This is a genomic window from Methanocella paludicola SANAE (assembly GCF_000011005.1).
Taxonomy (GTDB): Archaea; Halobacteriota; Methanocellia; order Methanocellales; family Methanocellaceae; genus Methanocella; species Methanocella paludicola.
This window is the reverse complement of record NC_013665.1, coordinates 2,292,463-2,313,988: the sequence shown is the minus strand read 5'-3', so window position 1 is coordinate 2,313,988 and position 21,526 is coordinate 2,292,463. Positions and strand designations below refer to the sequence as shown.

Here is a 21,526-nt window from a genome sequence, read left to right as displayed (position 1 = left end):
ATCTGTTCGCCGATATTTGATTTACCTATGAATAGGCGCGCCATCCTCCTGAGTATCCTGCTGTCTGCTTTTGTAGCATTAGCGATGGCCTCCTCGGGATGCACGAACCCGCTCGTGCCCGCCCCGTCGGTGACCGTGACGGCGCCCTATGTGCCTCCCTCGCCCACTCCCACGCCTGTCGCTACCGTGACGCCCACACCTTCGTCGACGACCTGGAACGGGGAGATGGTAAAGCTTTTCGGGAACGTGACCGTCATCGGGGGGGAGCACGTCTACGGCACGATCAAGGTCAGCTACATGGACAAGAACTACTGGGACGAGTACCCGACGGTACGGTATGATACGTATGACGATGGCGGGGCGTACTCCCTCGAGGTCAAGGCGAACGTGCCCTTCAGGGTGACGCTCGGATACACGTATGTTGATAAGCTGTCCGTTGGCCTGAACACAAAGCTTCTCGATGAGATATTTGTCCTGAAGAACGATACGCGGCGCGATTTCACAATTATGGCCTCGAATGCCACCCAGGTGAAGTAAGCTGTACGCGTAAAAGTTGCCATACTTTTTTTAGAGTTACCCCGGAATCTTTACCGGGGGATAAAAACGTACGCGAAAACTACATTGAAAACGCTTCTAGTCGTAGCCGTGCTGGCCATGTTCCTGGCCGCAATGGCGCCCGCCGCATATTCTGACCACCACTGGAAGGACTCGGGCCGGGGCGGATGGCACCATAAGTACATGGGCAAGATGATCAAGCGGGTCGATATACCGATCACCGTTACGGGAACTTCGGATAGCTCCACTACGTTCACCATGCAGGGCATGGCCGTCGAAGGCAGAAAGGGTAAAGTCATGGTCATCACCCTTGACAAGCCGCTGACCGGGAAATATAACATGACGAGCGACATGGCCTATGTTTCCATGGGCGATATGGCCATGGACCAGATGGGCATGGGAGGCATGAACATCCGCGTGGATAACGCGAGCAACTCCACGTTGCCCGTCTCGGGAGCGTCCGCCGTCCTCGGCCTGAGCGATATCCGGGTTGAATACAAGGGCAGGGACTACACGATCGCTAGTTTCGGGAAGATGTCCGTATACCTGCCCGACGGCACAGTCAGGTCATACGATCTGGAGAAGCCTGTAAAAGTGATCAAGTCTAAGGAGCGTAAGACCGTGGTCTGGGACGCCTATCCTGGCTTTACTAAGGCCCTGGGCGATGCGCTAAAGGGTGGTGCCACGTTCCCGGCTGACGCCGCGCCGCTGAAGCTGGCGGACTATGAGGCTTCCGTGATGAGTAGCACGCCTATGACGGTGAGCGATACTAAGTCCGAGGCCGCCGCAAAGCCTTCTACATAGGGGCGGTCCTCTTTACTTTTTTATAGCTTTTAACTTATCCATAATGACAAGTATCTTAACCCTCCATGCCTTTTTAGATATGGTTACAATGAAGATGCTCATCGACGGCGAATGGACGGACGCGGCATCCGGCGAAACGTACGAGGTGCACAACCCGGCGGACGGCAAGCTCCTGGACACTGCGCCCCTCGGCAACGCGGAGGACGTAAAGCGTGCGGCGGACTCAGCGCATTCGGCACTTAAAAAATGGTCCACAGTGTCAGCACGCGACCGGGGCAAAATACTGTTCAAGGCCGCGCAGCACGTCAGGGACCAGCAGAACACGCTGGCCACCACGCTCACCATGGAGCAGGGCAAGCCGTTCAAGGAGGCGAGGGACGAGATACAGGGCTTCGCCAGCATCCTGGAGTATTACGCGGGCATATCCGCCGCGCTGGAGGACGGCCTCATACCGCTGGCCCACGGCAAGTACGGGGCCATGCTGCGGCGGCCCATCGGCGTCTGCGGGGCCATCATACCGTGGAACGTGCCCGCCATCATCATGGGATGGAAGGTCGGGCCGGCGCTCATCACGGGCAACACGCTCGTCCTGAAGCCGGCGACGACGACGCCGCTGACGAACCTCTCGCTCGCATATGCCATGTACGAGGCGGGACTCCCGAAGGGCGTACTCAACATCGTCACCGGCCCGGGCGGAAGCGTCGGGGACGAGATCGTCCGCAACCCGATCATAAGAAAGCTCTCGTTCACCGGCTCCGTCGAGACGGGAAAGCGCGTGCTCCAGGCCGCTTCGGCATCCATGAAGCGGGTCACGCTGGAGCTGGGCGGCAGCGACCCGATGATCGTCTGCGACGACGTGGACATGAAGAAGGCCGTCAATGGGGCCGTCCACGGGCGTTTCTACAACTGCGGCCAGACCTGCACGGCGGCCAAGCGGCTGTTCGTGTTCGAGTCCATCGCCGATGAGTTCATAGGGCAGCTCAAGGCCAGGGTGGAGCGCCTCAAGGTGGGTAACGGAATGGACGAGGGGACGGAGATGGGTCCCATGAATAACCATGCTCAATGGGAGCAGATCAAAACGCTCGTAGACGAGGTACGTGAGAAGAACGAAGGCAAGGTTATCACAGGCGGTAGTGTGCCTGAAGGAGAGCAGTACAAAAACGGTTTCTTCTATTTGCCCACCCTTGTCAGCGACGTGGCGCCCGATTCCCGCCTGGTCAGGGAAGAGGTCTTCGGGCCGGTCCTGCCCATCGTCGTCGTGAAGGACCTCGACGAGGCCATAGAGCGGGCCAACGACACGAAGTACGGCCTTGGCTCCTCGATATGGACGAACGACATGGAACGGGCCAGGACCGCGTGCGAGCGCCTGGAGTCCGGCATAACCTGGATCAACCAGCACGTCAAGCTGCCCCCGGAGATGCCCTTCGGCGGCGTCAAGGCGAGCGGCATCGGCCGCGAGAACGGGATGGAGACGATCGACGCATACTATGAGCTGAAAAGCATTATGTTTTAAAAAAGTTATACTCCCGCTGTTTGAATTATCTACGCTCTCTTTCCCGTTACGCCGTCTCGGAGTGGTCCAACCACAGGGGCACCGAGCGCACGGGAGTTCACGGAGCTTTTTTTAATAATTTGAGGCACGGAGGCCACGGAGCCCGGTTTATTGGCTTATCCGGGGCACAGAGTTTAAAGAGGCGCGGTTAATTAATAAACAATTTATGAGTAATTTCTAATAAACATAAACTGGAAGTGGTTTATCGTCAACTATGCCTCTTTCAACTCTGTGCCCCAGGCTAGTTATAAACCCGTCTCCGTGGCCTCTGTGACCTCCCTTTTTAAAAAATCTCTGTGTAACCCTCTGCCCTCCGTGCCCCTGTGGTTGGACCACTCCGAGACGGCATAAGACGAAGCGAGAAGTAGTATAAGCGAAATTATATTCCGGGGCTATTTAACTGGAAAGTTATTCTAAAAACACGCATGAACAAAAAATAGTGGGCGAAAAAATCGCCCTTCTACGCCATCTTCCTTCGGGACATGTCCACGCGGTTGCCGCTGTTGTCCCAGGCCTCGAACCCGCCGTTCAGCACGCAGACGTTCTTAAAGCCCATGTCCAGGAGCTTTTTCGCCGCATCGCCGGCGAGCCTGTCCGCCATAGGGGACGGCGTTGCCTGCCCCGGCCCATAGACACAGATGTCCAGGCTCTTATCGAAATTCTTAGCCAGCGACATGATCTCCCCGTCGAAGACGTCACAGGCTCCAGGAATATGCCCCTTATCGAAGGCCTCCATCTCCCGGGCATCGACCAGCATGAACGTCCTGTCTTTCTGCTTCAGCCGGTCTTTCAGGTCATTTACGCTCATTGTCCTTATCTGTTGCTCGTACACTCCAACCACCCCTTTTTATTACTCCCTTTTTTTGCTATTTTTTTAGCCTCAATAGCCCATCTATCCATGATATTAAAATGATGAGCACTCCCATTGGCATCATAACGGGACAATGGCGATAATATAATCTAAAAAGATACTATGCCTCTTCGAGAAAATCATATCCGTAGTGCCTCGCACGCCTTATCGAAACGCATCCGGTGGTGACTCCGTTCTGCCCCCCCACGCCGTTTTACAGATACACGGGCCATGCCACCGGGTGATAATGTGGCAAAGCACGGGAAAAAGGGTGAGATGACGGTCAGGGAAGCCGGGCAAGGCCCTTCAGGACTTCAGCTATGACCGCATTCGACACCATTTTTCCACCTTTTTAGCTGACGGGTATGATATTCTCAGTAGCTTCCTTCGTCATGGGCAGGGTGATCTCCAGAACGCCGTTATTGTACCTCGCGCTGGCCCCGGACCGGTCCACAGGCGCCGGTAGCGTGATCGAGCGGTAATACCCGGTATAGCCCCGCTCATGCCGTATGAACCCTTCCTCCCTTTTCTCCATTTCCGTCCTCTTCTGGGCGCTTATCTCCAGGATGTTGCCATTCCTGACGTTGATCTTGATGTCGCTCTTGTCGACCCCGGGCATGTCTGCCGTAACGATTACGTCGTTACCGTGCTCCTGCACGTCGACGTTCGGCACTTCGCTGTTCCGCTGCCAGCCGGGCCGCCGCCCCTGGCCCTCCCCGAACATCCGGTTCATCCTGTCCTCGATCCTTCTCAGTTCCTCCTGTATATCCCACGTGAATTCTGCCATGATAATCCCCCATCATAAAATACCGGCATATACGTTCGAAGTTTTTCCGTAGATTTCACGGCCTAAAAACAGGGAGTCTCCGGGGAGCACTATCTATTTGAGCCTTCGGCGATTATGTGAAAAAGGCTATATATTAATGTATGAAGTTAGTGTGGGCGAGGATTTAGCATGAGATCGTTACCGTCCGGGCTTTGCATCATATCGCTGACCATTTTCATCCTGGTGTCGGCATCCGTTCCGGGGACTACGGCGTCCTCCCAGTATACTCCAATGCCGCCGGGCGACTTCGAGCTGTACAGGTCCGATCATTTCGACATCTACTACGACTCGACCAGGATCACTGACCTGAGTACCGTCATTGTCGCCGCGAATAACGCTTACGCTAACGTCACTGCTTTCTACGGGGATTTCGAGTACCGTAACCGGATCATCCTGGCGGCGAGCCACAGCCAGTACACCAGCATCCTTTACAATTACCTGACGAACGATAATATAACGGATAACAACGTGGCGGACAGCTGGGGCGACGCGGAGAGCGGCACCATCGTCATCGAGTCCCCCGAACAGCTTTCCAATTTTGAGGCAGTCCTGACCCACCAGTTCTCCCACATCGCCATGCGCACGGAGCTAATCAGCAACAAGTACGACATGCCCCGGTGGTTCTCCGAAGGGCTCGCCATTTACATATCGGGCGACATCTCCGATCGGGGGAAGTCGATGGTCGAGGACGCGTGCCGCGAGGGCAAGATGATGACGGTCGCCCAGGTGGAAACGGTCCTGAGCGGGACGGGCGACTCGGCCGGCCAGAGCGAGTCTGAAATGGCATACGCCCAGTCGGGCATGCTCATGCAGTATATCGTCGATAAGTATGGCGAGGACAACGTCCGGTACATCATGCAGGACTACGCGACCACCGGCGACCTGGAGAAGGCCTTCACGAAGCGCCTCGGCTATTCGCCCGAGGGCATCAACGCCGACTGGCAGGTGAACCTGAAGGGCGAGCTGAGCGCCCGGGACGGCGCCGTGACGTCCGAGCGCGTTTACGGCTACGTGAAAGACGCCAGCGGCCTGCCCCTCGGGAACGAGACCCTCGTCTTCACGTGCATGAGGAACGACTCGGCCGTACTGGGTAAGCCGTATACGGCAAAGACGAACACCTCTGGCTATTATTCGGTGAACCTCACTTACGGGCTGTTCACAGTATACCTGGACCACGAGGGATACGTGACGGTGAACAATACGCTCACGATCGACAAGGGCCAGCTCAGGTTCTATAACATTATCCTGACGAAGTCCGAACCCCCGGCGACCCAGAATATGCTGTCCGGATCCGGGATGGCTGACGATACTGTCGTATACGCGGTGCTCGGCATTGTTAATGTGCTAGCCGTTCTGCTGATAGTGCTCATATTCTGGCGGACACGTAAATAATATGCCGACAGCGTCCTCCTTTTTTGTGCAGCCAAAAAAGTTTAAATAGTATGTACGGCCAATAGGAGTCCGCATTAATACGTTTTTAATGTCAGACGCAGGGGTTGCCAAGTCAGGTCAAAGGCGCAGGATTCAGGGTCCTGTCGTGTAGGCGTTCGTGGGTTCGAATCCCATCCCCTGCACTTTCTATAATATGGTGTTTTTCTTCTTCGCGGGTCGACGCCTTGCCTGTTGGCAAGGCTACTCGGCGTTCCGGGTGCTTCGATGTCGGGGCCGGGCTTGCACCCCGCTTCGCATGGCCCTTCGGGCATGCTTCGCTCGCAAGCCCTAAGCAGCGTTTTATCCTTCGGAAAAAACGCTCATTACCCCGCCATCTTCGCATCGGCCTGATGGCCGACTGATGCCCGGAACGCCTCGACGACCGCGTATATCCTTTGTAAAACGCTCTTCTCATACTGTGCGCAATTTTTAATATACTGCAAGTACTTAAACCATTTACGATGCAGAGAAGACCGCTAATAGAATTAAATGAGATACTGGATAATTAATTTAAAAATATATCCTAGTTCTTGATTCTATCGCGGCTTCTTTTAGGGCTTTTAGAATATTCTCTAGTAACTTTTAGAGTGTGCTCTCCCGGATAGCATGCGATAGGACCTCGACCATGAAACCAAGGAGTGTAACATGACTAGCTACTATAGAGAAGAAGAAAATATCTGGAACGGTATAGGACGCGCTCTGAAAAGCGTGCGATCGCATGACTACGACTACGAGAAGAATGACAGAAACAAGGGCAGTCTTTTAGCGGAGCCCATGGGTGATCACGTATGAAAGATAATTGTCGTAGGTACACTAAGAGGGCTCCAATTCCCGGCGAATCTCCGGGCGTCGAGGACGTCACCTATAAGAGGATGGTCAAAGACGTATTCGATAGCCTCGAGTTTGACATCAGGAAAAGGATTCTGCTGGCTGATACTTTCGATACTCCAGACAAGTTTCAGGACATGATATGTCACATATGCTGTAACAATGATCTGTGGGAGCCTTTCGAGGGAATATATGACCGTGACGATATGAGGTTCATAGAAAAATGCCTGCATAGCAACCACGAACGGGAAAAGGAACTGATAGAGAGGGCTATGCTAATGGCCTCGTTATACATGGCACTGGTCGTACTCTTGAAACTGAAAGTCAATAAAAAGCGTAGATACGAATTGTGAGTAACCAACTGAAATAATACTTTTTTGGGCGAGCCACCGGGCGTATGCCGTGAGTTTAAGATGTCGGCATACGCCCGCCCTGCTTAAGAAGGAAAAAAACTCTTTTATTAACTTAATTATGGATGGAACAATTTGTTCTTAATGTAATTAAAAAAATACGAACTTATCGATTATAAGGTTTATTATACTTAATTTATCGATTTATCATCGAAATATTTATCTTATAGAGGAACAATAATTCATTACTGGACAAGCAATTGTCCATTAAACGTACGCTCAGGCACGGGCCAAATCTGGGGCGGACTATACAATATGTGTAAAATAGATCGCAAAACGGGGGGTTGAGCGGTCTAGTGGGGGCACACGGTCGCTCAACCGTCAAAAAGTGGCCCCTGCCTGGCGTCAGCGTCACCGACAAAGTCACTGTCATCTCCCATGTTCTCCTCCTTTTTATTTTTTTAGTAAGGTTAAATATGTGAAAGGCGAATTTTCTCTTGAGGCGAGTTAGTGGGCGATGTTCTAAGGCCGTTGAACGAGATGACGGCCTCCGAGGTGCTGGGGGAAGAGGGGATGTTTACGAACTTTATACGGGCGCTGGAGCTTTCGGGCGTGGGGGACATGCTCGAAAAGAAGGGGCCGTATACCATCTTTGCGCCTACCGACGAGGTCTTTAACGAATATACGATGGGCGGGCTGGCGGGCTCGGCGAAGCTGGAAGACCTGCTCTGGCACTTCATCGTCCCGGGGAAATATACATATGAGGATCTGCATCGCCTCCACTTGCTCAAGACCGTGGGCGGGTATTTGCTCAGGATCGAGGCCCACGACGGCATCCGGGTCAACGGGGCGGACATAGCCAAACCGGATATACCCTACAACAAGGGCGTCATCCACGAGATAACTAAAGCGGAGGGGCCGTAAATTTATCTACCTGGCGGTCATAACTTAAGCACATGAAGTTCAACGATATCGTGAAGCTCGTCGCCGCCCTCGCAGCGAGCTTTCTGGCGGCGCTCATAGGCTCGGTCTTCACCATACCGAGCATCACGACCTGGTACGCCTCATTGAACAAGCCCTTCTTCACGCCTCCCGACTGGCTCTTCGGCCCCGCCTGGACGATACTTTATTTGCTCATGGCCATCGCGCTATTCCTCGTCTGGAGGCTGCCGCAGAGCAAGCAGAGGGATTCCGCCATAGCCGTATACGCGGCCCAGCTAATTATGAACGTGCTCTGGTCAGTCGGATTCTTCGGGTTCCACAACATTCTGCTCGGCGTCGCGCTTATCCTGCTGTTGCTCGCCCTGATCGTGCTCACGACGTACGAGTTCTATGGTCTCTCGAAGCCGGCGGCATACGCCATGGTGCCCTACATCCTGTGGGTCTCCTTCGCCACCTGCCTCAACGTGGCCGTATTCTTATTAAACCCGTAAGACAGAGTATATCCGATGGCGTATTTCAACGAGCCGATGGAAACGATGGGGCGCGCCGGGCTCAACGCCCTCATCGAGGACCGCATCCAGTATACCGTAAGGTATGCGGAGGAGAACTCCCCGTTCTACAGCCAGTGGTTCAGGGAGAACGGTATCGATGTCGCCTCTATCCGCACCCACGAGGACCTCGCGAGGCTGCCCATCATCTCGGGCCAGACGATCCGGGAGAGCCAGCCTCCGGTGACGGAGAACTTCCGGTTCAGGAGCGTGGGCTGGCCGGACGTGTTCACCATCCACGAGACCAGCGGCACCAGCGGCACGCCGAAGTCGTTCTTTTTAACGTATCAGGACTGGCAGCGATATGCGGAGAAGTACGCGCGCTTCTTCGTGGCCCAGGGCTTCGGCATGGGCGACCGTCTCATTGTCTGCGCGTCCTACGGCATGAACGTGGGCGCCAACACCATGACCCTGGCGGCCCACCGGATGGGCATGACCATCGTGCCCTTCGGAAAATGCAGCTTCCCCCTGCGGACCATCAAGGGATATAAGCCTACGGGCATCCTGGGGAGCGTTTTTAAGCTCTTGAGGCTGGCCAGGCGCATGAAGGCAGAGGGCATGGAGCCCCGGGATTCGGGCGTAAAAAGGCTCGTGTCAGGCGGCGAGAGCTTCGCGAAGGAATCGCGGGAGTACGTCGAGGAGATCTGGGGCTGTAAAGTGTTCAACACCTACGGGAGCACCGAGGGCACGATGTGCGGCGAATGCGCGGAGCAGAACGGCCTCCATGTGCCCGAGGACATGGTGCACCTGGACGTGTACGACCCGACCTTGATGAAGTTCGTCCCGGACGGGGAGTGCGGCCGGATGGTGCTGACGACGCTGCTGCCGGTGGGCGGGAAGTGCGGCACGCTGCTCATCAACTACGATACCGAGGACACGACCGTGGTCATGTCGAGGGAAAAGTGCGCATGCGGCCGGACGCACATGCGTATCTTCTATCCTCAGCGCGAGTCGGAGACTGTCTGGGTGGCCGGTAACCCGTTCAACCGGGTGGACGTGGAGTCGGGCGTCTTCCAGCGGGATAACATGGAGTACCTTACGGGCGAGTACGAGGCCTTCATCGATAGATCGGGCGGATCGACCATCATGAAGCTCAACCTTGAGTGCTTCGATCCGGACAGGCCGGGGCGACGGCCGGTGGAAGAGCGCTTCACCGAGGCCTTTTTAAAGTATAAGCCGGGGCTGGCCAGGGCCTTCGAGGAAGATAAGTTCAGGCTGTCCTTCGATTTCCTGCCGCCGGGTAAACTGGAATTCTACGCGAAGAAGGGCAGGCCGAAGCGTCTAGTGGATAGGCGATGACGCGGCCCGCTATTATTTTTATATATATGCCAATTCGTTTTGCTTTTCAATAGCTATCTTTTAAAATCTCTAATGGCCTAAAGATACTTATGAGTGGGGGATATAGCGTATTTTTAAAGACAGCGACCACTATTTTCGTCTTAACGGGCCTGCTCCTTACGTTGTTCATTGGCCAGTATTCTATCAGGTCGGAAGCTCGAGCAGATTTTTGTGCACTATCCAACAGGAGCACCAGGAATTATCTCCCGCAAGGAGCTAATAACAATGGCAGCGCCATCGAAAAGATCGTCCACTATCCGGGCATTCGCGGCGTGGGGAACACCGGCATAGGCAATGGGAGCCTGAGGACGCTGGTCTCCGATGTCAACTTAGACCCGTCCAGCTTCATGCTGCCTAAAACTTATTCAGCCGCTAACGTCAATATGAGTGGCACGAGCCCCTCGATCGTCATCGGCGAGCCGCAAAAGGACATTTTCAACGAGTTCCCGATCCAGCCGGGGACGATATACGGTAAAGTGATGGGCCTCAGGTTACCGGGAGGCAATACGATGAACATGGGCATCAGGTCTTTCGGCTATGGGTATTATGACCCAAAGATCGTCGGTGAGAAGATCGCCGCCGTGTCAAAGCTGCTGGAAAGCATAAAAAATAATTAGGCACCGGCATTACCCGCCTATGCCGATGGTATCGGTGAAGAAATAGGTATCCGAATATTTTATCGACTGGTCGGCTACCTGGCTTATGGACGGGAACGCGAGGTCTACAGGGCCGAATGGAAGGACGTTCGCCGTCGTCTCGCCGCTGTCCGCGTCCATGACCGCCGGCCCGGCCACTGTTGCATCTGTAAATAGCGGGAAATCGATGTCCAGCTTTTCAAGATCCCGCTGCTCCAGGAATGTGCTGTTGAACTCAATGCACACGAATCCCCCGAACGACGCGGGCATGGCATAAGTAACGCAATCCGTGGATATGAATGGCATCCCGATCACCTGTGCCGGCTGGTTCAGGCTGGCAAGCGCCGGCCACGAAATGAGCCCTGCTGCCGCTATGGCCGACAGAGATATAGCGATAATAATGCTGATAAGCCTCATACCCACGCACCTATTATAATGCAATATTTCCTCTTGCATGCTTATAAGAATTATTATAATAATATGATAATAAATTGTTTTAGCACGGCGTTCAAGCCACTTTCTTTATGGCTTCTTCTTCCTCTTTCATCTCGCGCTGCAGGAAGAAATTGAGGAATGTTCGTATAATAGCAATGGACCCGAGCATGATGAGGTCGTTCCAGCTAGGCTTCACTGCAGTGGCCACTATGTCCGCCGCCAGCATGAACTCGAGGGCCATGACCAGATACCTGGAGAAGGTCAGCCGTGCCTGGTTGTAATTCCTGAGATGCGGCGAGCTGATCATCTGTAGTATCTTAAAGGATGTGACGACCACCCCCGTGGCTACGAGGATGACGCTGATCATCTCGGTAGCGGACTTAAGCCAGTCCACGGCTATCATAGTGTAATTCTCTATACCGGTCATGGGACACCCGACAACGTCGCCCATTGATTAATGTTACTTTCCATGTTTTTTGTGGACTATGAGTCAACATTTAACAATTTAATAATGCTATTATTATAATAATAAAGCTTCTACAGTACAGATTGGTAGGGATTATCAATGGCTGCAAAGAAACCCAACATTCTGGTTATATGGGGAGACGATATCGGTATCACCAACCTGAGCATCTACTCGAAAGGGCTAATGGGATACCGCACCCCCAACATAGACCGTATCGGCGAGGAGGGCTTGCTCTTCACCGACAGCTACGGCGAGCAAAGCTGCACCGCCGGACGCTCATCTTTTATCACGGGGCAGAGCGTTTACCGAACGGGGCTGAGCAAAGTAGGAATGCCGGGCGCGGAAATCGGCCTTAGCGCCGAGGACCCGACGATAGCGGAACTTTTAAAGCCGCTGGGATATGCCACGGGCCAGTTCGGGAAGAACCATTTCGGTGATAAGGATAAGTTCCTGCCGACGATGCACGGCTTAGACGAGTTCTTCGGCAACCTGTACCATTTGAACGCGGAGGAAGAGCCCGAAGAACGGGACTATCCTCCGGAATCGCTCTTCCCTGACTTCAGGAAGAACTTCGGGCCCCGGGGCGTCCTGCATTGCTGGGCGAAGCCGGACGGGGGTCAGAAGATCGAGGACACGGGCCCTCTCACGAAAAAGCGCATGGAGACGGTCGACGAAGAGTTCCTCAAGGCGGCGAAGGACTTCATCAAGCGTCAGCATAAAGACGGCAAGCCCTTCTTCGTCTGGTTCAACACGACACACATGCACTTCCGCACCCACGTCCGGCCCGATTACCTGGGGAAGTCGGGGCTCTGGCAGTCCGAGTACCACGACGCCATGATCTATCATGACTGGTGCGTAGGACAGTTGCTTAAGCAGCTGGACGACCTCGACATCGCGGATAACACCATCGTCATGTACAGCACCGATAACGGTCCGCATCGCAACTCCTGGCCGGACGCTGGCACGACCCCATTCCGCAGCGAGAAGAATACGTGCTGGGAAGGCGCCTTTCGAGTGCCGTTATTATTGCGCTGGCCCGGTAAGATCAAGCCCGGGAGCGTCTGTAACGAGATCGTCAGTCACCACGACTGGCTGCCGACCTTCCTGGCGGCCGCAGGCGAACCGGATATCATTGAAAAATTGAAGAAAGGGCATAAGGCGGGCAAGAAAAAATTCAAGGTACACATCGACGGATACAACCTGCTGCCCTACCTGGCCGGTAAAGAAAAGAAGTGGCCCCGCGACGTATTCTTCTACTTCTCGGACGACGGCGATCTACTCGCCATGCGCTATAACAATTGGAAAATGGTCTTCCTGGAACAGCGGTGCCCGGGGACTCTAGCCGTCTGGGCCAATCCATTCACCCACCTACGTGTGCCGAAGATTTTCAACCTGCGCACCGATCCATTTGAGTTCGCGGATACCACTTCGAACACTTACTACGACTGGTTATTCTCCCACGCGTACCTGGTCATACCTGCGCAGAAGGCCGTCGGAGAGTTCATGGCGACGTTCAAGGAATTCCCGCCGCGCCAGAAGGCCGCGAGTTTCACCGTTGAAAAGGCCAGCGAGCAGATGAAGAATGTTCCCGGCGATTAAAGGGCCATCATTAAAAGGAGGCATACGTTGGCCCCTTATCATGGCGACCTGATAATGATGCGATATGCCGCCAGCGGGAGCCGCATGTTCCCGCGTATTGAAAAATGCCCGACGATCCCTAACCAGACCGGGTAGGTCGCGTAATACCATGCCCCATTTTCCGGTATCGGATGTAAATGAAGCATATGGCTGCGGATAATAGTAAGTACGGTATCATCACCGGCAGGGCCCTCTCGAGCGAGGCGTATTCCGAGGCTATCAGCAGGGCGAGCCCGCTGTTCCGCGCCGCGCTCTCCAGCGCCAGAGTCGTCTGTTCTTCCGGCAGCCCCGGCGCCATCAGGTGGCCTGCCGCCAGGGCACCGACGACCACCAGTACCATGGCTATATAGGACCGGATATTCGGGACAAAGACAAGCTGATACGTGAACAGCAGGACGATGATGAACACCAGGGCCAGGACGACGATCGAGCAGATCTCCAGCGGCCGGATAAGGCGTTCAGCCAGGGCCGGGAATAGCCGTCTGACAAACACCCCGCCAAGGATGGGCACGAGCACGGAGAGCCCGACGCTCTCTGCCACTGATATCGGATCGATGTTCATAGTGATCCCCGTAACGCGGGATAAAAGATATAGCAAGGCGGGCGTCGTGACTATCGCCAGCGATGCCAGCAACACCTGGAGGCTCATGGCGTAGTCCAGCTTTCCACCGGCATTCGCTATGTTCTTTGAGACAAGGGGAGCGACCGGCGCTGCCGCGAGCAGGATCAGGCCGATAGCCGTGGCCCTCGAAGGGCTGACGAGATAGATGACCGCGATCGTGATGAGCGGGACCAGGACATCGACGGAAAGAAAAGACCTTGCCATCAGCCCGGATCGCGTGCTGAAGTAGCCGAGGTCATCGATGCGCGTGCCCAGTCCCCGGGAAAAAACGAAAGTGAACACGCTGATAGCCGCACATACCTTGATCATCGTCAGGATGTCGTTTGCCATAGTGACCGACCTGCCTCATCGTTCCCTTATAGGGCGCAGTAAGATGATTATCCGTTAAGTTAAGGATAATTATCTATTACGCATTTATATATTTATATAAAATCATTTTTTAGTGCTGCGTCACTCTGGAGAGGACCGTATAAGCAGGTGAAGGGAAAATGGCAATGAAGGAATATAAGCCTGGAACGGCGTTTAACGGCATTATCGGCCGTACGGTGGACGAATCTTCCCCGGCATGGCCGGAGCCCGTCAGGTCCAGGGAGGGAATGCCGAATGTACTATTCATCATACTGGACGACACCGGGTTCGGCCATCTCGGCTGCTACGGCAGCCCCATCCGGACGCCGAACATCGACAGTCTGGCGGCCAATGGCCTGAGATATAATAACATGCATACGACTGCCCTGTGCTCGCCCACTCGCTCCTGCGTGCTTACCGGCCGCAACCATCACTCCAATGCCATGGCCTGCATAACGGAAGGCTCCACCGGATTCCCGGGCAGCAACGGCAACATCCCGTTCGAGAACGGCTTCCTGTCAGAGATTCTATTGCAGCAGGGCTACAGTACCTACGCGGTGGGTAAGTGGCATCTGACGCCCTCCGACCAGTCGTCCGCTGCGGGACCGTACGACCGCTGGCCCCTGGGACGGGGCTTCGAGCGCTTCTATGGCTTCATGTCCGGGGAATCGAACCAGTATTATCCTGAGCTGGTATACGATAACCACACGGTAGAGCCACCGAAGACCCCTGAGGAAGGCTATCACCTGACTGTAGACCTGGTCGATAAGGCCATTTCGTTCATCGCCGATGCCAAACAGGTAGCGCCAAACAAGCCGTTCTTCCTGTACTTCGCCACGGGCGCGATGCATTCTCCCCACCATGTGCCCAGGGAATGGGCGGACAGATATAAGGGCCGGTTTGATGACGGCTGGGATGCCTATCGGGAAAAAGTCTTTGCAAGGCAGAAAGAGCTGGGCATTATCCCAGCGAACGCCGAGATCTCACGTCATGACCCCGACGTCAAGCCATGGGACGAGTGCACGTCAGAGGAAAAGAGGCTCTACGCCCGAATGATGGAGGTATTCGCCGGCTTCCTGGAACATACCGACCACCATATCGGCCGACTCCTCGATTTCCTCCGCAGCATTGGCGAATTCAATAATACCCTCATCATGCTGCTCTCGGACAATGGCGCCAGCTCCGAGGGCGGCCCGGGCGGCTCGGTGAACCTGAGCCGGTTCTTCAACAACATCCCGGAGTCTATGGGGGAAAACATGAAAGCCATGGAGAAGCTGGGAGGTCCCGAGTACAGCAATCACTACTCGTGGGGCTGGGCCTGGGCCGGCAACACTCCCTTCCGCCGCTGGAAGCGCGAGACCTACCGGGGCGGCGTCAGCGACCCCTTCATTGTACACTGGCCAGGAGGGATTAAATCCAGCGGCGAGGTCCGCACGCAGTACAGCCATGCCATCGACATGGTGCCCACCGTGCTGGAAGCGCTCGAGATAGCGTCGCCTTCGGCCATTAGGGGCGTCACACAGTCGCCGCTGGAAGGCGTGAGCCTGGCCAATACCTTCGACGATGCGAATGCTCCGGGCAGGCACCATACTCAGTACTTCGAGATGTTCGGCCATCGCGCGATATATCATGACGGCTGGCGCGCCGTCTGCCCCTGGCCCGGCCCGTCGTTCACCGAAAGCGGCCAGTTCTTCGGGGCGCCGCTATCGTCCGAGAGGCTGATCGAGCTGGACGCCCGAGGCTGGGAGCTGTACCATCTGGCGGAGGACTTCGCAGAGAATCACGACCTGTCGGCACAAAATCGGCCCAAGCTGATCGAGATGATCTCCCTGTGGTACATCGAAGCGGGCAAGTACAAGGTTCTGCCGATCGATAGCCGTGGGACGCTTCGCTTCATGGACGAGCGCCCGGCGATAGCCCCGCCGCGCATGAACTACACATATTATTCCGGCACGCAGATGATCCCGGATCAGCAGGCGGTCAACGTGCTCAACCGCTCTCATAGTATCACGGCTGACGTGGATGTCCCCCCGGGTGGTGCCGAGGGCGTGCTCCTCTCGCAGGGAAGCGATGAGGGTGGATTTACGTTTTACGTCAAGGACGGCCGGCTGCATTACGTCCACAATTACGTCTCGAAGGTGCTGTACCACGTCGAGTCCCGGGAGCCGGTGCCAGAGGGCCGCCATCAGCTGCGGTACGAGTTCGAGGTGACCGGCAAGCCGGACCTCCCGGGCGGCAAGGGCACTCCAGGGCGCGGCCAGCTATATATCGACGGTCGGCTGGTCGGGCAGGCTGATATTCCCGTCACCATCCCGATCCGGATGACCCTGGGTGGGGGCATTGTCGTGGGCGCCGATCCGGGCGCCCCGGTAACGATGGACTACCGGTCGCCGTTCGAGTTCACCGGCAGGATCCATAAGGTCGACGTGGACGTCAGCGGCGAGCTGATCAAGGACGCGGAGGCCGAGATGCGCATCGTGATGGCGCGGCAGTAGGAGGCTCATGTCATCGACATGTGAGCCACCAGGGGCCTTTCACGTCATGGCCAAGCCGACGGGCGCGAAGTGCAATCTCGCCTGCGCATATTGCTTTTTCCTGAAGAAGGACCGGCTCTATCCGGGGGATAGTTTCCGCATGTCCGACGACGTTATGGAACGCTACATACGGCAGACCATCGAGGCGCACCGGACGCCCGGGGTGGTGATCGCATGGCAGGGCGGGGAACCGACTCTCATGGGCCTGGACTTTTTCCGGCGTTCCATGGACGTCGAGCGAAAATGCCAGAAGCCCGGGACGATCATCCAGAACACGCTACAGACCAACGGCACCCTGCTCGACGACGAGTGGTGCGAGTTCCTGCACGAAAATAAGTTCCTGGTCGGCCTGAGCATGGACGGGCCCCGTGAGATGCACGACCGCTATCGCGTGGACAGGGCGGGCAGGCCCACGTTCGACCGTGTCGTGAACGCCGTCCGCCTCATGCAGAAACATAAGGTTGATTTTAACATCTTATGCACGGTCAACGCCGCCAATGGCGATCACCCCCTTGAAGTATACCGTTTCTTCCGCGACGAGCTGGGCGCCGAGTATCTCCAGTTCATCCCGGTGGTCGAGCGCGTCAGCGAAAGGGGCTTCCAGGAGGGCCGGGAGGTCACAGAACGTTCCGTCTTGCCGGAGCAATACGGCCGATTTTTGATCGATATCTTCGACGAATGGGTACGCCACGATGTGGGGCGCATGTTCGTACAGCAGTTCGACGGCACGCTGATGGCCTGGCTGAGCGGCCAGTCGTCGCTCTGCATCTTCCGGCGGACCTGCGGGGAGGGCGTGGCGCTCGAGCACAACGGCGACGTATATTCATGCGACCACTTCGTCGAGCCTGATTACTTTTTAGGCAATATCGCCGATAAGCCGCTGGCCGGGCTGGTGGGCTCGGAGGCCCAGCGCAGGTTCGGGCAGCGTAAGGCGGACCTGGTCCGCCAGTGTCGCGAGTGCATCGTGCGCTTTGCCTGCAACGGCGACTGCCCCAAGCATCGCTTCATTAGCGGGGAGCCGGGACTGAGCTACCTCTGCCCCGGGCTGAAAATGTTCTTCGAGCACGTCAACCACCCGATGCAGATAATGGCCTCGCTCCTCCGCCAGGGCCGCCCCGCCGAAGGAGTAATGCAGGTATTATCGGATGAAGAGGGCACGGCGGCCAGGGTCGGCCGCAACGACCCATGCCCATGCGGGAGCGGCCGGAAATACAAGCGATGCCATGGGAGGCCCTAGTATGCGCTGGCACGGAGATAGAGATGATATATATGGGTGAGACAGCAAATCCCGGGAAGCCCATAGACCTTGGCTACGAGCGTACACGCATGGCCGCCGACCGCACGCTGATGTCATGGTTCCGTACCTCTTTATCGCTGATAAGCTTCGGCTTCACCATCTTCAAATTCTTCCAGTACCTGGTCGAGTCAGACCTGATAACGGGAAATATACAGAACCATGCGCCCCGTAACTTCGGCGTGGCGCTCGTCGGGCTGGGCATGATCCTGCAGGCCATGGCCATTGTCGAGTACTTCCTGTTCCAGCGACAATTGAGTAGAGAGTCGGGCCAAAAATTCCCCGTCTCTACCGCGCTCGTGGCATCAATTTTGCTCTCATTGCTCGGGATCCTCGTATTGCTCAACCTGCTCTTCCGCCTGGGCCCGATATAGTAAAATCGGAGTACGGGCGAATACATAACAAATAAAAAATAGCGTTTAAAGCGCGTGATAACGTTACAAGGACGCGCACATCAACATTAACTATGCAAAAAAGAGCGAGCTACATACTACCTCCTATTAATGGCCATATCGACAGTACAGAGGTGACCGACCGGGGCGTGCGCTACATCGGCAGGGATACCGTGGGCGCCGATGTTTCCGTGGACATATACAGCGACCGTATGGATGTGAACGTAGGGGGCAGGGCCATCCTGGTCGAGGGCGAATACCTGAAGTACGACGATGCGGGCCGCGAGTACGTCATCTGCGACCGCAGGGACGGCGTCTTCATGAACTTTAAGGTAAAGGACGACGGCACGTTCATTGCAAAATACGGGCGCGAAAGCTAGGATGGAAACATTTATCTCATGCCGGCCATTTCCCAATGCTAATGACCGGCAGGAAGAACCTCGTATTTGCGCTCGTCTCCGCGGCCATCTTCATGGACATGATGGTCTACACGCTGGTCATACCGGTGCTGCCCTCGTACGCCATGAAGCTCGGGGCCGACACGGTGACCATCGGCGCCATATACGGCGCGTTCTCGGTCTCGCTGCTTTTATTCAGCATTCCCTTCGGTATTCTTTCTGACCAACTGGGCAGAAGGTCGTTCATGATGCTGGGCATGCTCACCCTGGCCGCCACGAACGTGGCGTTCGCGCTTTCGTCCGACGTGGCGGTCCTTATTCTGGCAAGGCTGCTCCAGGGCATGTCCGGGGCCGCCACGTGGTCGGCCGGGCTGTCGATGCTGGCGGACACTTTCGGCCCTGAGGAGCGGGGCAAACGCCTGGGGATGGCCATGTCGGCGATGTCTGTCGGCACGCTGATCGGGCCGACCATGGGCGGCATATTGTACGATAACCTTGGCTACGCGCTCACGTTCATCATACCGTCAGTCATGGCATGTATCGTTGGGCTTGCGTTCCTCGCGGTCAGCGAGCCATCGGGCCATGCGCCCTCTGTGCCGTTCCGGGAGCGCCTTGCGCCGTACCTTAGATCGCCCCGGACCTTCCTCGCCATATCGCTGGCCGTCGTGATCGGGGCTGTCACGTACGGCATCCTGGAGCCCTTCATGCCCGTATACATGTACGACGTGTTCTCCGCCACCCCGACCATGGTGGGCCTGGCCTTCGGCGCCATGTCGCTCCTGAGCATCGTCGCACAGCCCCTCGTCGGCCGGCTCTATGACCTGCATGGGGGGCGCTTGTTAATTACGGCCGGATTAGCCTCTTCGGCGATCGTCGTGGCGGGGTGCGCGCTCACGCCGTCGTTCGCACTGACTGCAGCCGTGTTATCGCTGCTGGGTATGACCATGGGCTTTGCTCTCACGCCCATGCTCCCTCTCCTTTCCGACCTGTACGGCGGGGGCAATTCAAGCGGCATGGCCTACGGCATCTATAACACGCTCTTTTCGCTGGGCCTCGCCGTCGGGCCGTTCGCCGGCGGTGTGATGGTGGCCGCCCTGACGCTTCCCGCTACGCTATACGTGGTCGCCGTACTGCTCGCGATCGCGGGGATCATCATGTTTCTCTTCATAGGGCAGCCCCGGAAAATATAATATTATAGTAGTACTAATATAAATTATTGAAAAATGAACACGATAAGCGGAAGGGCGAGCCCACATGGTCACTATATACGTCGACGGCAGGCCAGTACAGGTCCCGGAGCGCACGAGCGCCGCCGAGATACGGCGGGTCACGCATAGCGACCAGAGCCGGCCGATCGCAAAAGCCTCAGGCGGAAAGAACGTCATCGTCCATGGCGAGATCGACGTATCGGAAGGCGACCGCTTTACTGTAGGGCGGCCGTTCACGAAGGGCATGCAAAAGTTCCGCGTACTCTCGTCCAAAAAGCAGCGAAAAGCCGACCGGTCAGTCCGGCTTATTTTCTCTCAGCCCCTTTTTGAGCTCATGCGGAAGGCGTTCGAAGCTTCCGAATCCCTGTCGAGGGAAGGCTATGCCGTGGCCCGCTGCGGCAGCCGGTCCGACAGGAAGAATCGTGACTATTTCGTGAGAGGGCTCCACATACCGGCGAAGGAAGACCTGTTCGAGCAGTCCAGCATCACGGTGACGCCCCGGGCCGAGTTCATCGAGGCCGTGCTGGCCGAGGCCGCCTTGAAAGGCGACCTGGTGGTGGAAGTGCACACCCATGTTGGCTCAAGGGAGCCCAACTTTTCGTGGATCGACATCGAGAACGGCCTGGAGAACGGGCGTTTCCTCCGCTCGTGCGGGCTGCGCTTTGCCATGGCCGTGGTCGGTGAGGCCGGATTTTCATTCTGCGACTACGACGGCGACCACGACTCTCTCGTCATGCCCGAGAGCGCCCGCATAAGCGTACTCGGCAGGAACGGGATGAAGGACGCCGTCATGCACCGGAGCGCCTCCTCTTGCGAGATAACGTCCGCCGCATGTCCCGGGTCCATAAGGGTGGCCGTTGTCGGGCTGGACGGGATCGGCCTGGAGATATGCTCTATGCTGGCCCGGCAGGGCGTAAGGAATTTTCTCCTGCTGGACGACGGCGTGACCGGCATGGAAACGGGTAAGCGGCGCGCGAAGGCCGCGCAGAAGATGCTCAGGAAGATATCCGCGGACATCGACGCTTTCAACGTCAGCGATGTCGCCCGCAGCGCCCGGAGCTATCTTAAGGACTGTGACGTGATATTTTATTGCGGGTCGGATGAGGCGCTAAAGGCCGCTGTCGCCGACGTATCGCTCAAATACCTCATACCCTGCATCGAGGCACGCACTGCAATTAAGGCGGAAAATGGCGGCCCGTACGGCCTGGTACGAGTGCTCCTGCCCGGCATCACCGGGTGCAGCAGTTGCTCCGGAGAGGCCGCTACTGACAGGGACACTGGGGCTTCAAGCGTGCCCGTGAACGAGGCGGTGGCCTCTATCGCAGTCCAGGAGCTGATGGACATGCTCTCGGGCGCGGACAGGGCCTTTGACCTCGTCGAATATGACCCTGAGGCTCAGTCCGTCGAGCGCCGGCGCCGGGATCGGGATAGGGCATGCCCGATGTGCGGCGAGGGCGGCGTGCTGGGCGCGGGCGACGAGCGCAGGGCCAGAAGATAATCGGAAAAGTATTTTAGGCCGGTCATGGTGAGAT

21 protein-coding genes and 1 tRNA gene are annotated in these 21,526 nt (G+C 56.4%); 17 read left to right on the top strand and 5 right to left on the bottom strand.

Annotated elements, in window-relative coordinates; all coding sequences use genetic code 11:
- Window positions 1–27 precede the first annotated feature (27 nt).
- The 3 genes from MCP_RS11960 to MCP_RS11950 all read left to right on the top strand — a co-directional run bounded on the left by MCP_RS11960 (window position 28) and on the right by MCP_RS11950 (window position 2,872).
- On the top strand, window positions 28–537 hold the full coding sequence (locus MCP_RS11960) for a hypothetical protein (RefSeq protein WP_012901108.1): 510 nt from the start codon (window positions 28–30) through the stop codon (window positions 535–537).
- Window positions 538–621: 84 nt separating this feature from the next.
- Window positions 622–1,359: a hypothetical protein gene (locus MCP_RS11955; protein ID WP_012901107.1), complete on the top strand. Its 738-nt coding sequence runs from the start codon at window positions 622–624 to the stop codon at window positions 1,357–1,359.
- Between the two features lie 88 nt (window positions 1,360–1,447).
- The gene (locus MCP_RS11950; protein WP_012901106.1) at window positions 1,448–2,872 is read left to right on the top strand and encodes an aldehyde dehydrogenase family protein; all 1,425 of its coding nucleotides are present in this window, start codon (window positions 1,448–1,450) and stop codon (window positions 2,870–2,872) included.
- Window positions 2,873–3,371: 499 nt separating this feature from the next.
- Here the strand turns inward: MCP_RS11950 and MCP_RS11945 are convergent, their stop codons facing one another.
- Both MCP_RS11945 and MCP_RS11940 read right to left on the bottom strand, forming a co-directional pair.
- Window positions 3,372–3,743, bottom strand: a complete 372-nt coding sequence (locus MCP_RS11945) for a rhodanese-like domain-containing protein (protein ID WP_012901105.1) — start codon at window positions 3,741–3,743, stop codon at window positions 3,372–3,374.
- 370 nt (window positions 3,744–4,113) lie between these two features.
- Entirely contained in the window at window positions 4,114–4,548 is a 435-nt protein-coding gene (locus tag MCP_RS11940; protein ID WP_012901104.1) for an Hsp20/alpha crystallin family protein, read from the bottom strand.
- Between the two features lie 168 nt (window positions 4,549–4,716).
- On the opposite strand from MCP_RS11940, the gene MCP_RS11935 reads away from it, so the two are divergent.
- From MCP_RS11935 to MCP_RS11905, 7 genes are all read left to right on the top strand, one after another.
- Window positions 4,717–5,979, top strand: coding sequence for a peptidase MA family metallohydrolase (locus MCP_RS11935; RefSeq protein ID WP_012901103.1), 1,263 nt, complete (start codon window positions 4,717–4,719; stop codon window positions 5,977–5,979).
- 97 nt (window positions 5,980–6,076) lie between these two features.
- Window positions 6,077–6,161: transfer RNA gene (locus MCP_RS11930), tRNA-Leu, on the top strand.
- A 645-nt stretch (window positions 6,162–6,806) separates the two neighbouring features.
- Window positions 6,807–7,199: a hypothetical protein gene (locus MCP_RS11925; protein WP_012901102.1), complete on the top strand. Its 393-nt coding sequence runs from the start codon at window positions 6,807–6,809 to the stop codon at window positions 7,197–7,199.
- Between the two features lie 507 nt (window positions 7,200–7,706).
- Window positions 7,707–8,120, top strand: coding sequence for a fasciclin domain-containing protein (locus MCP_RS11920; RefSeq protein ID WP_012901101.1), 414 nt, complete (start codon window positions 7,707–7,709; stop codon window positions 8,118–8,120).
- A 32-nt stretch (window positions 8,121–8,152) separates the two neighbouring features.
- Window positions 8,153–8,629: a TspO/MBR family protein gene (locus MCP_RS11915; RefSeq protein WP_012901100.1), complete on the top strand. Its 477-nt coding sequence runs from the start codon at window positions 8,153–8,155 to the stop codon at window positions 8,627–8,629.
- A 15-nt stretch (window positions 8,630–8,644) separates the two neighbouring features.
- The gene (gene ftsA / locus MCP_RS11910) at window positions 8,645–9,985 is read left to right on the top strand and encodes a coenzyme F390 synthetase (RefSeq protein ID WP_012901099.1); all 1,341 of its coding nucleotides are present in this window, start codon (window positions 8,645–8,647) and stop codon (window positions 9,983–9,985) included.
- Between the two features lie 89 nt (window positions 9,986–10,074).
- Window positions 10,075–10,641, top strand: coding sequence for a hypothetical protein (locus MCP_RS11905; RefSeq protein ID WP_012901098.1), 567 nt, complete (start codon window positions 10,075–10,077; stop codon window positions 10,639–10,641).
- A 9-nt stretch (window positions 10,642–10,650) separates the two neighbouring features.
- Here MCP_RS11905 and MCP_RS11900 read toward each other — a convergent pair whose 3' ends face one another.
- The gene (locus tag MCP_RS11900; RefSeq protein ID WP_012901097.1) at window positions 10,651–11,076 is read right to left on the bottom strand and encodes a hypothetical protein; all 426 of its coding nucleotides are present in this window, start codon (window positions 11,074–11,076) and stop codon (window positions 10,651–10,653) included.
- A gap of 91 nt (window positions 11,077–11,167) precedes the next feature.
- Complete coding sequence (locus MCP_RS11895) at window positions 11,168–11,521, bottom strand: DUF1622 domain-containing protein (protein ID WP_128860060.1); 354 nt, start codon at window positions 11,519–11,521, stop codon at window positions 11,168–11,170.
- A gap of 138 nt (window positions 11,522–11,659) precedes the next feature.
- Here MCP_RS11895 and MCP_RS11890 point away from each other — a divergent pair, with 138 nt between their 5' ends.
- The gene (locus tag MCP_RS11890; protein ID WP_012901095.1) at window positions 11,660–13,159 is read left to right on the top strand and encodes an arylsulfatase; all 1,500 of its coding nucleotides are present in this window, start codon (window positions 11,660–11,662) and stop codon (window positions 13,157–13,159) included.
- A 118-nt stretch (window positions 13,160–13,277) separates the two neighbouring features.
- On the opposite strand, the gene MCP_RS11885 is transcribed toward MCP_RS11890, so the two are convergent.
- On the bottom strand, window positions 13,278–14,150 hold the full coding sequence (locus tag MCP_RS11885) for a bile acid:sodium symporter family protein (protein WP_012901094.1): 873 nt from the start codon (window positions 14,148–14,150) through the stop codon (window positions 13,278–13,280).
- 158 nt (window positions 14,151–14,308) lie between these two features.
- On the opposite strand from MCP_RS11885, the gene MCP_RS11880 reads away from it, so the two are divergent.
- The 6 genes from MCP_RS11880 to MCP_RS11855 all read left to right on the top strand — a co-directional run bounded on the left by MCP_RS11880 (window position 14,309) and on the right by MCP_RS11855 (window position 21,492).
- The gene (locus MCP_RS11880; protein ID WP_012901093.1) at window positions 14,309–16,663 is read left to right on the top strand and encodes an arylsulfatase; all 2,355 of its coding nucleotides are present in this window, start codon (window positions 14,309–14,311) and stop codon (window positions 16,661–16,663) included.
- A gap of 7 nt (window positions 16,664–16,670) precedes the next feature.
- Window positions 16,671–17,939 (top strand): anaerobic sulfatase maturase, encoded by a 1,269-nt coding sequence (locus MCP_RS11875; RefSeq protein WP_012901092.1) that lies wholly within the window; start codon window positions 16,671–16,673, stop codon window positions 17,937–17,939.
- A gap of 32 nt (window positions 17,940–17,971) precedes the next feature.
- Window positions 17,972–18,370, top strand: a complete 399-nt coding sequence (locus MCP_RS11870) for a YidH family protein (protein WP_128860059.1) — start codon at window positions 17,972–17,974, stop codon at window positions 18,368–18,370.
- A gap of 92 nt (window positions 18,371–18,462) precedes the next feature.
- A complete protein-coding gene (locus tag MCP_RS11865; protein WP_012901090.1) occupies window positions 18,463–18,768 on the top strand; it encodes a hypothetical protein in 306 nt (101 codons plus the stop codon).
- Window positions 18,769–18,809: 41 nt separating this feature from the next.
- A complete protein-coding gene (locus tag MCP_RS11860) occupies window positions 18,810–19,976 on the top strand; it encodes an MFS transporter (RefSeq protein WP_012901089.1) in 1,167 nt (388 codons plus the stop codon).
- 64 nt (window positions 19,977–20,040) lie between these two features.
- Window positions 20,041–21,492 (top strand): ThiF family adenylyltransferase, encoded by a 1,452-nt coding sequence (locus MCP_RS11855; RefSeq protein ID WP_012901088.1) that lies wholly within the window; start codon window positions 20,041–20,043, stop codon window positions 21,490–21,492.
- Window positions 21,493–21,526: the final 34 nt, after the last annotated feature.

What these genes read in the sequence shown, in the direction of transcription:
- MCP_RS11890 (WP_012901095.1), top strand. Translation starts at nt 11,660, where the DNA reads ATGGCTGCAAAGAAACCCAACATTCTGGTTATATGGGGAGACGATATC.
- MCP_RS11950 (WP_012901106.1), top strand. Translation starts at nt 1,448, where the DNA reads ATGAAGATGCTCATCGACGGCGAATGGACGGACGCGGCATCCGGCGAA.
- MCP_RS11925 (WP_012901102.1), top strand. Translation starts at nt 6,807, where the DNA reads ATGAAAGATAATTGTCGTAGGTACACTAAGAGGGCTCCAATTCCCGGC.
- ftsA (WP_012901099.1), top strand. Translation starts at nt 8,645, where the DNA reads ATGGCGTATTTCAACGAGCCGATGGAAACGATGGGGCGCGCCGGGCTC.
- MCP_RS11855 (WP_012901088.1), top strand. Translation starts at nt 20,041, where the DNA reads ATGGTCACTATATACGTCGACGGCAGGCCAGTACAGGTCCCGGAGCGC.
- MCP_RS11865 (WP_012901090.1), top strand. Translation starts at nt 18,463, where the DNA reads ATGCAAAAAAGAGCGAGCTACATACTACCTCCTATTAATGGCCATATC.
- MCP_RS11860 (WP_012901089.1), top strand. Translation starts at nt 18,810, where the DNA reads ATGACCGGCAGGAAGAACCTCGTATTTGCGCTCGTCTCCGCGGCCATC.
- MCP_RS11915 (WP_012901100.1), top strand. Translation starts at nt 8,153, where the DNA reads ATGAAGTTCAACGATATCGTGAAGCTCGTCGCCGCCCTCGCAGCGAGC.
- MCP_RS11940 (WP_012901104.1), bottom strand. Translation starts at nt 4,548, where the DNA reads ATGGCAGAATTCACGTGGGATATACAGGAGGAACTGAGAAGGATCGAG.
- MCP_RS11880 (WP_012901093.1), top strand. Translation starts at nt 14,309, where the DNA reads ATGGCAATGAAGGAATATAAGCCTGGAACGGCGTTTAACGGCATTATC.
- MCP_RS11935 (WP_012901103.1), top strand. Translation starts at nt 4,717, where the DNA reads ATGAGATCGTTACCGTCCGGGCTTTGCATCATATCGCTGACCATTTTC.
- MCP_RS11900 (WP_012901097.1), bottom strand. Translation starts at nt 11,076, where the DNA reads ATGAGGCTTATCAGCATTATTATCGCTATATCTCTGTCGGCCATAGCG.
- MCP_RS11875 (WP_012901092.1), top strand. Translation starts at nt 16,671, where the DNA reads ATGTCATCGACATGTGAGCCACCAGGGGCCTTTCACGTCATGGCCAAG.
- MCP_RS11870 (WP_128860059.1), top strand. Translation starts at nt 17,972, where the DNA reads ATGGGTGAGACAGCAAATCCCGGGAAGCCCATAGACCTTGGCTACGAG.
- MCP_RS11905 (WP_012901098.1), top strand. Translation starts at nt 10,075, where the DNA reads ATGAGTGGGGGATATAGCGTATTTTTAAAGACAGCGACCACTATTTTC.
- MCP_RS11895 (WP_128860060.1), bottom strand. Translation starts at nt 11,521, where the DNA reads ATGACCGGTATAGAGAATTACACTATGATAGCCGTGGACTGGCTTAAG.
- MCP_RS11885 (WP_012901094.1), bottom strand. Translation starts at nt 14,150, where the DNA reads ATGGCAAACGACATCCTGACGATGATCAAGGTATGTGCGGCTATCAGC.
- MCP_RS11960 (WP_012901108.1), top strand. Translation starts at nt 28, where the DNA reads ATGAATAGGCGCGCCATCCTCCTGAGTATCCTGCTGTCTGCTTTTGTA.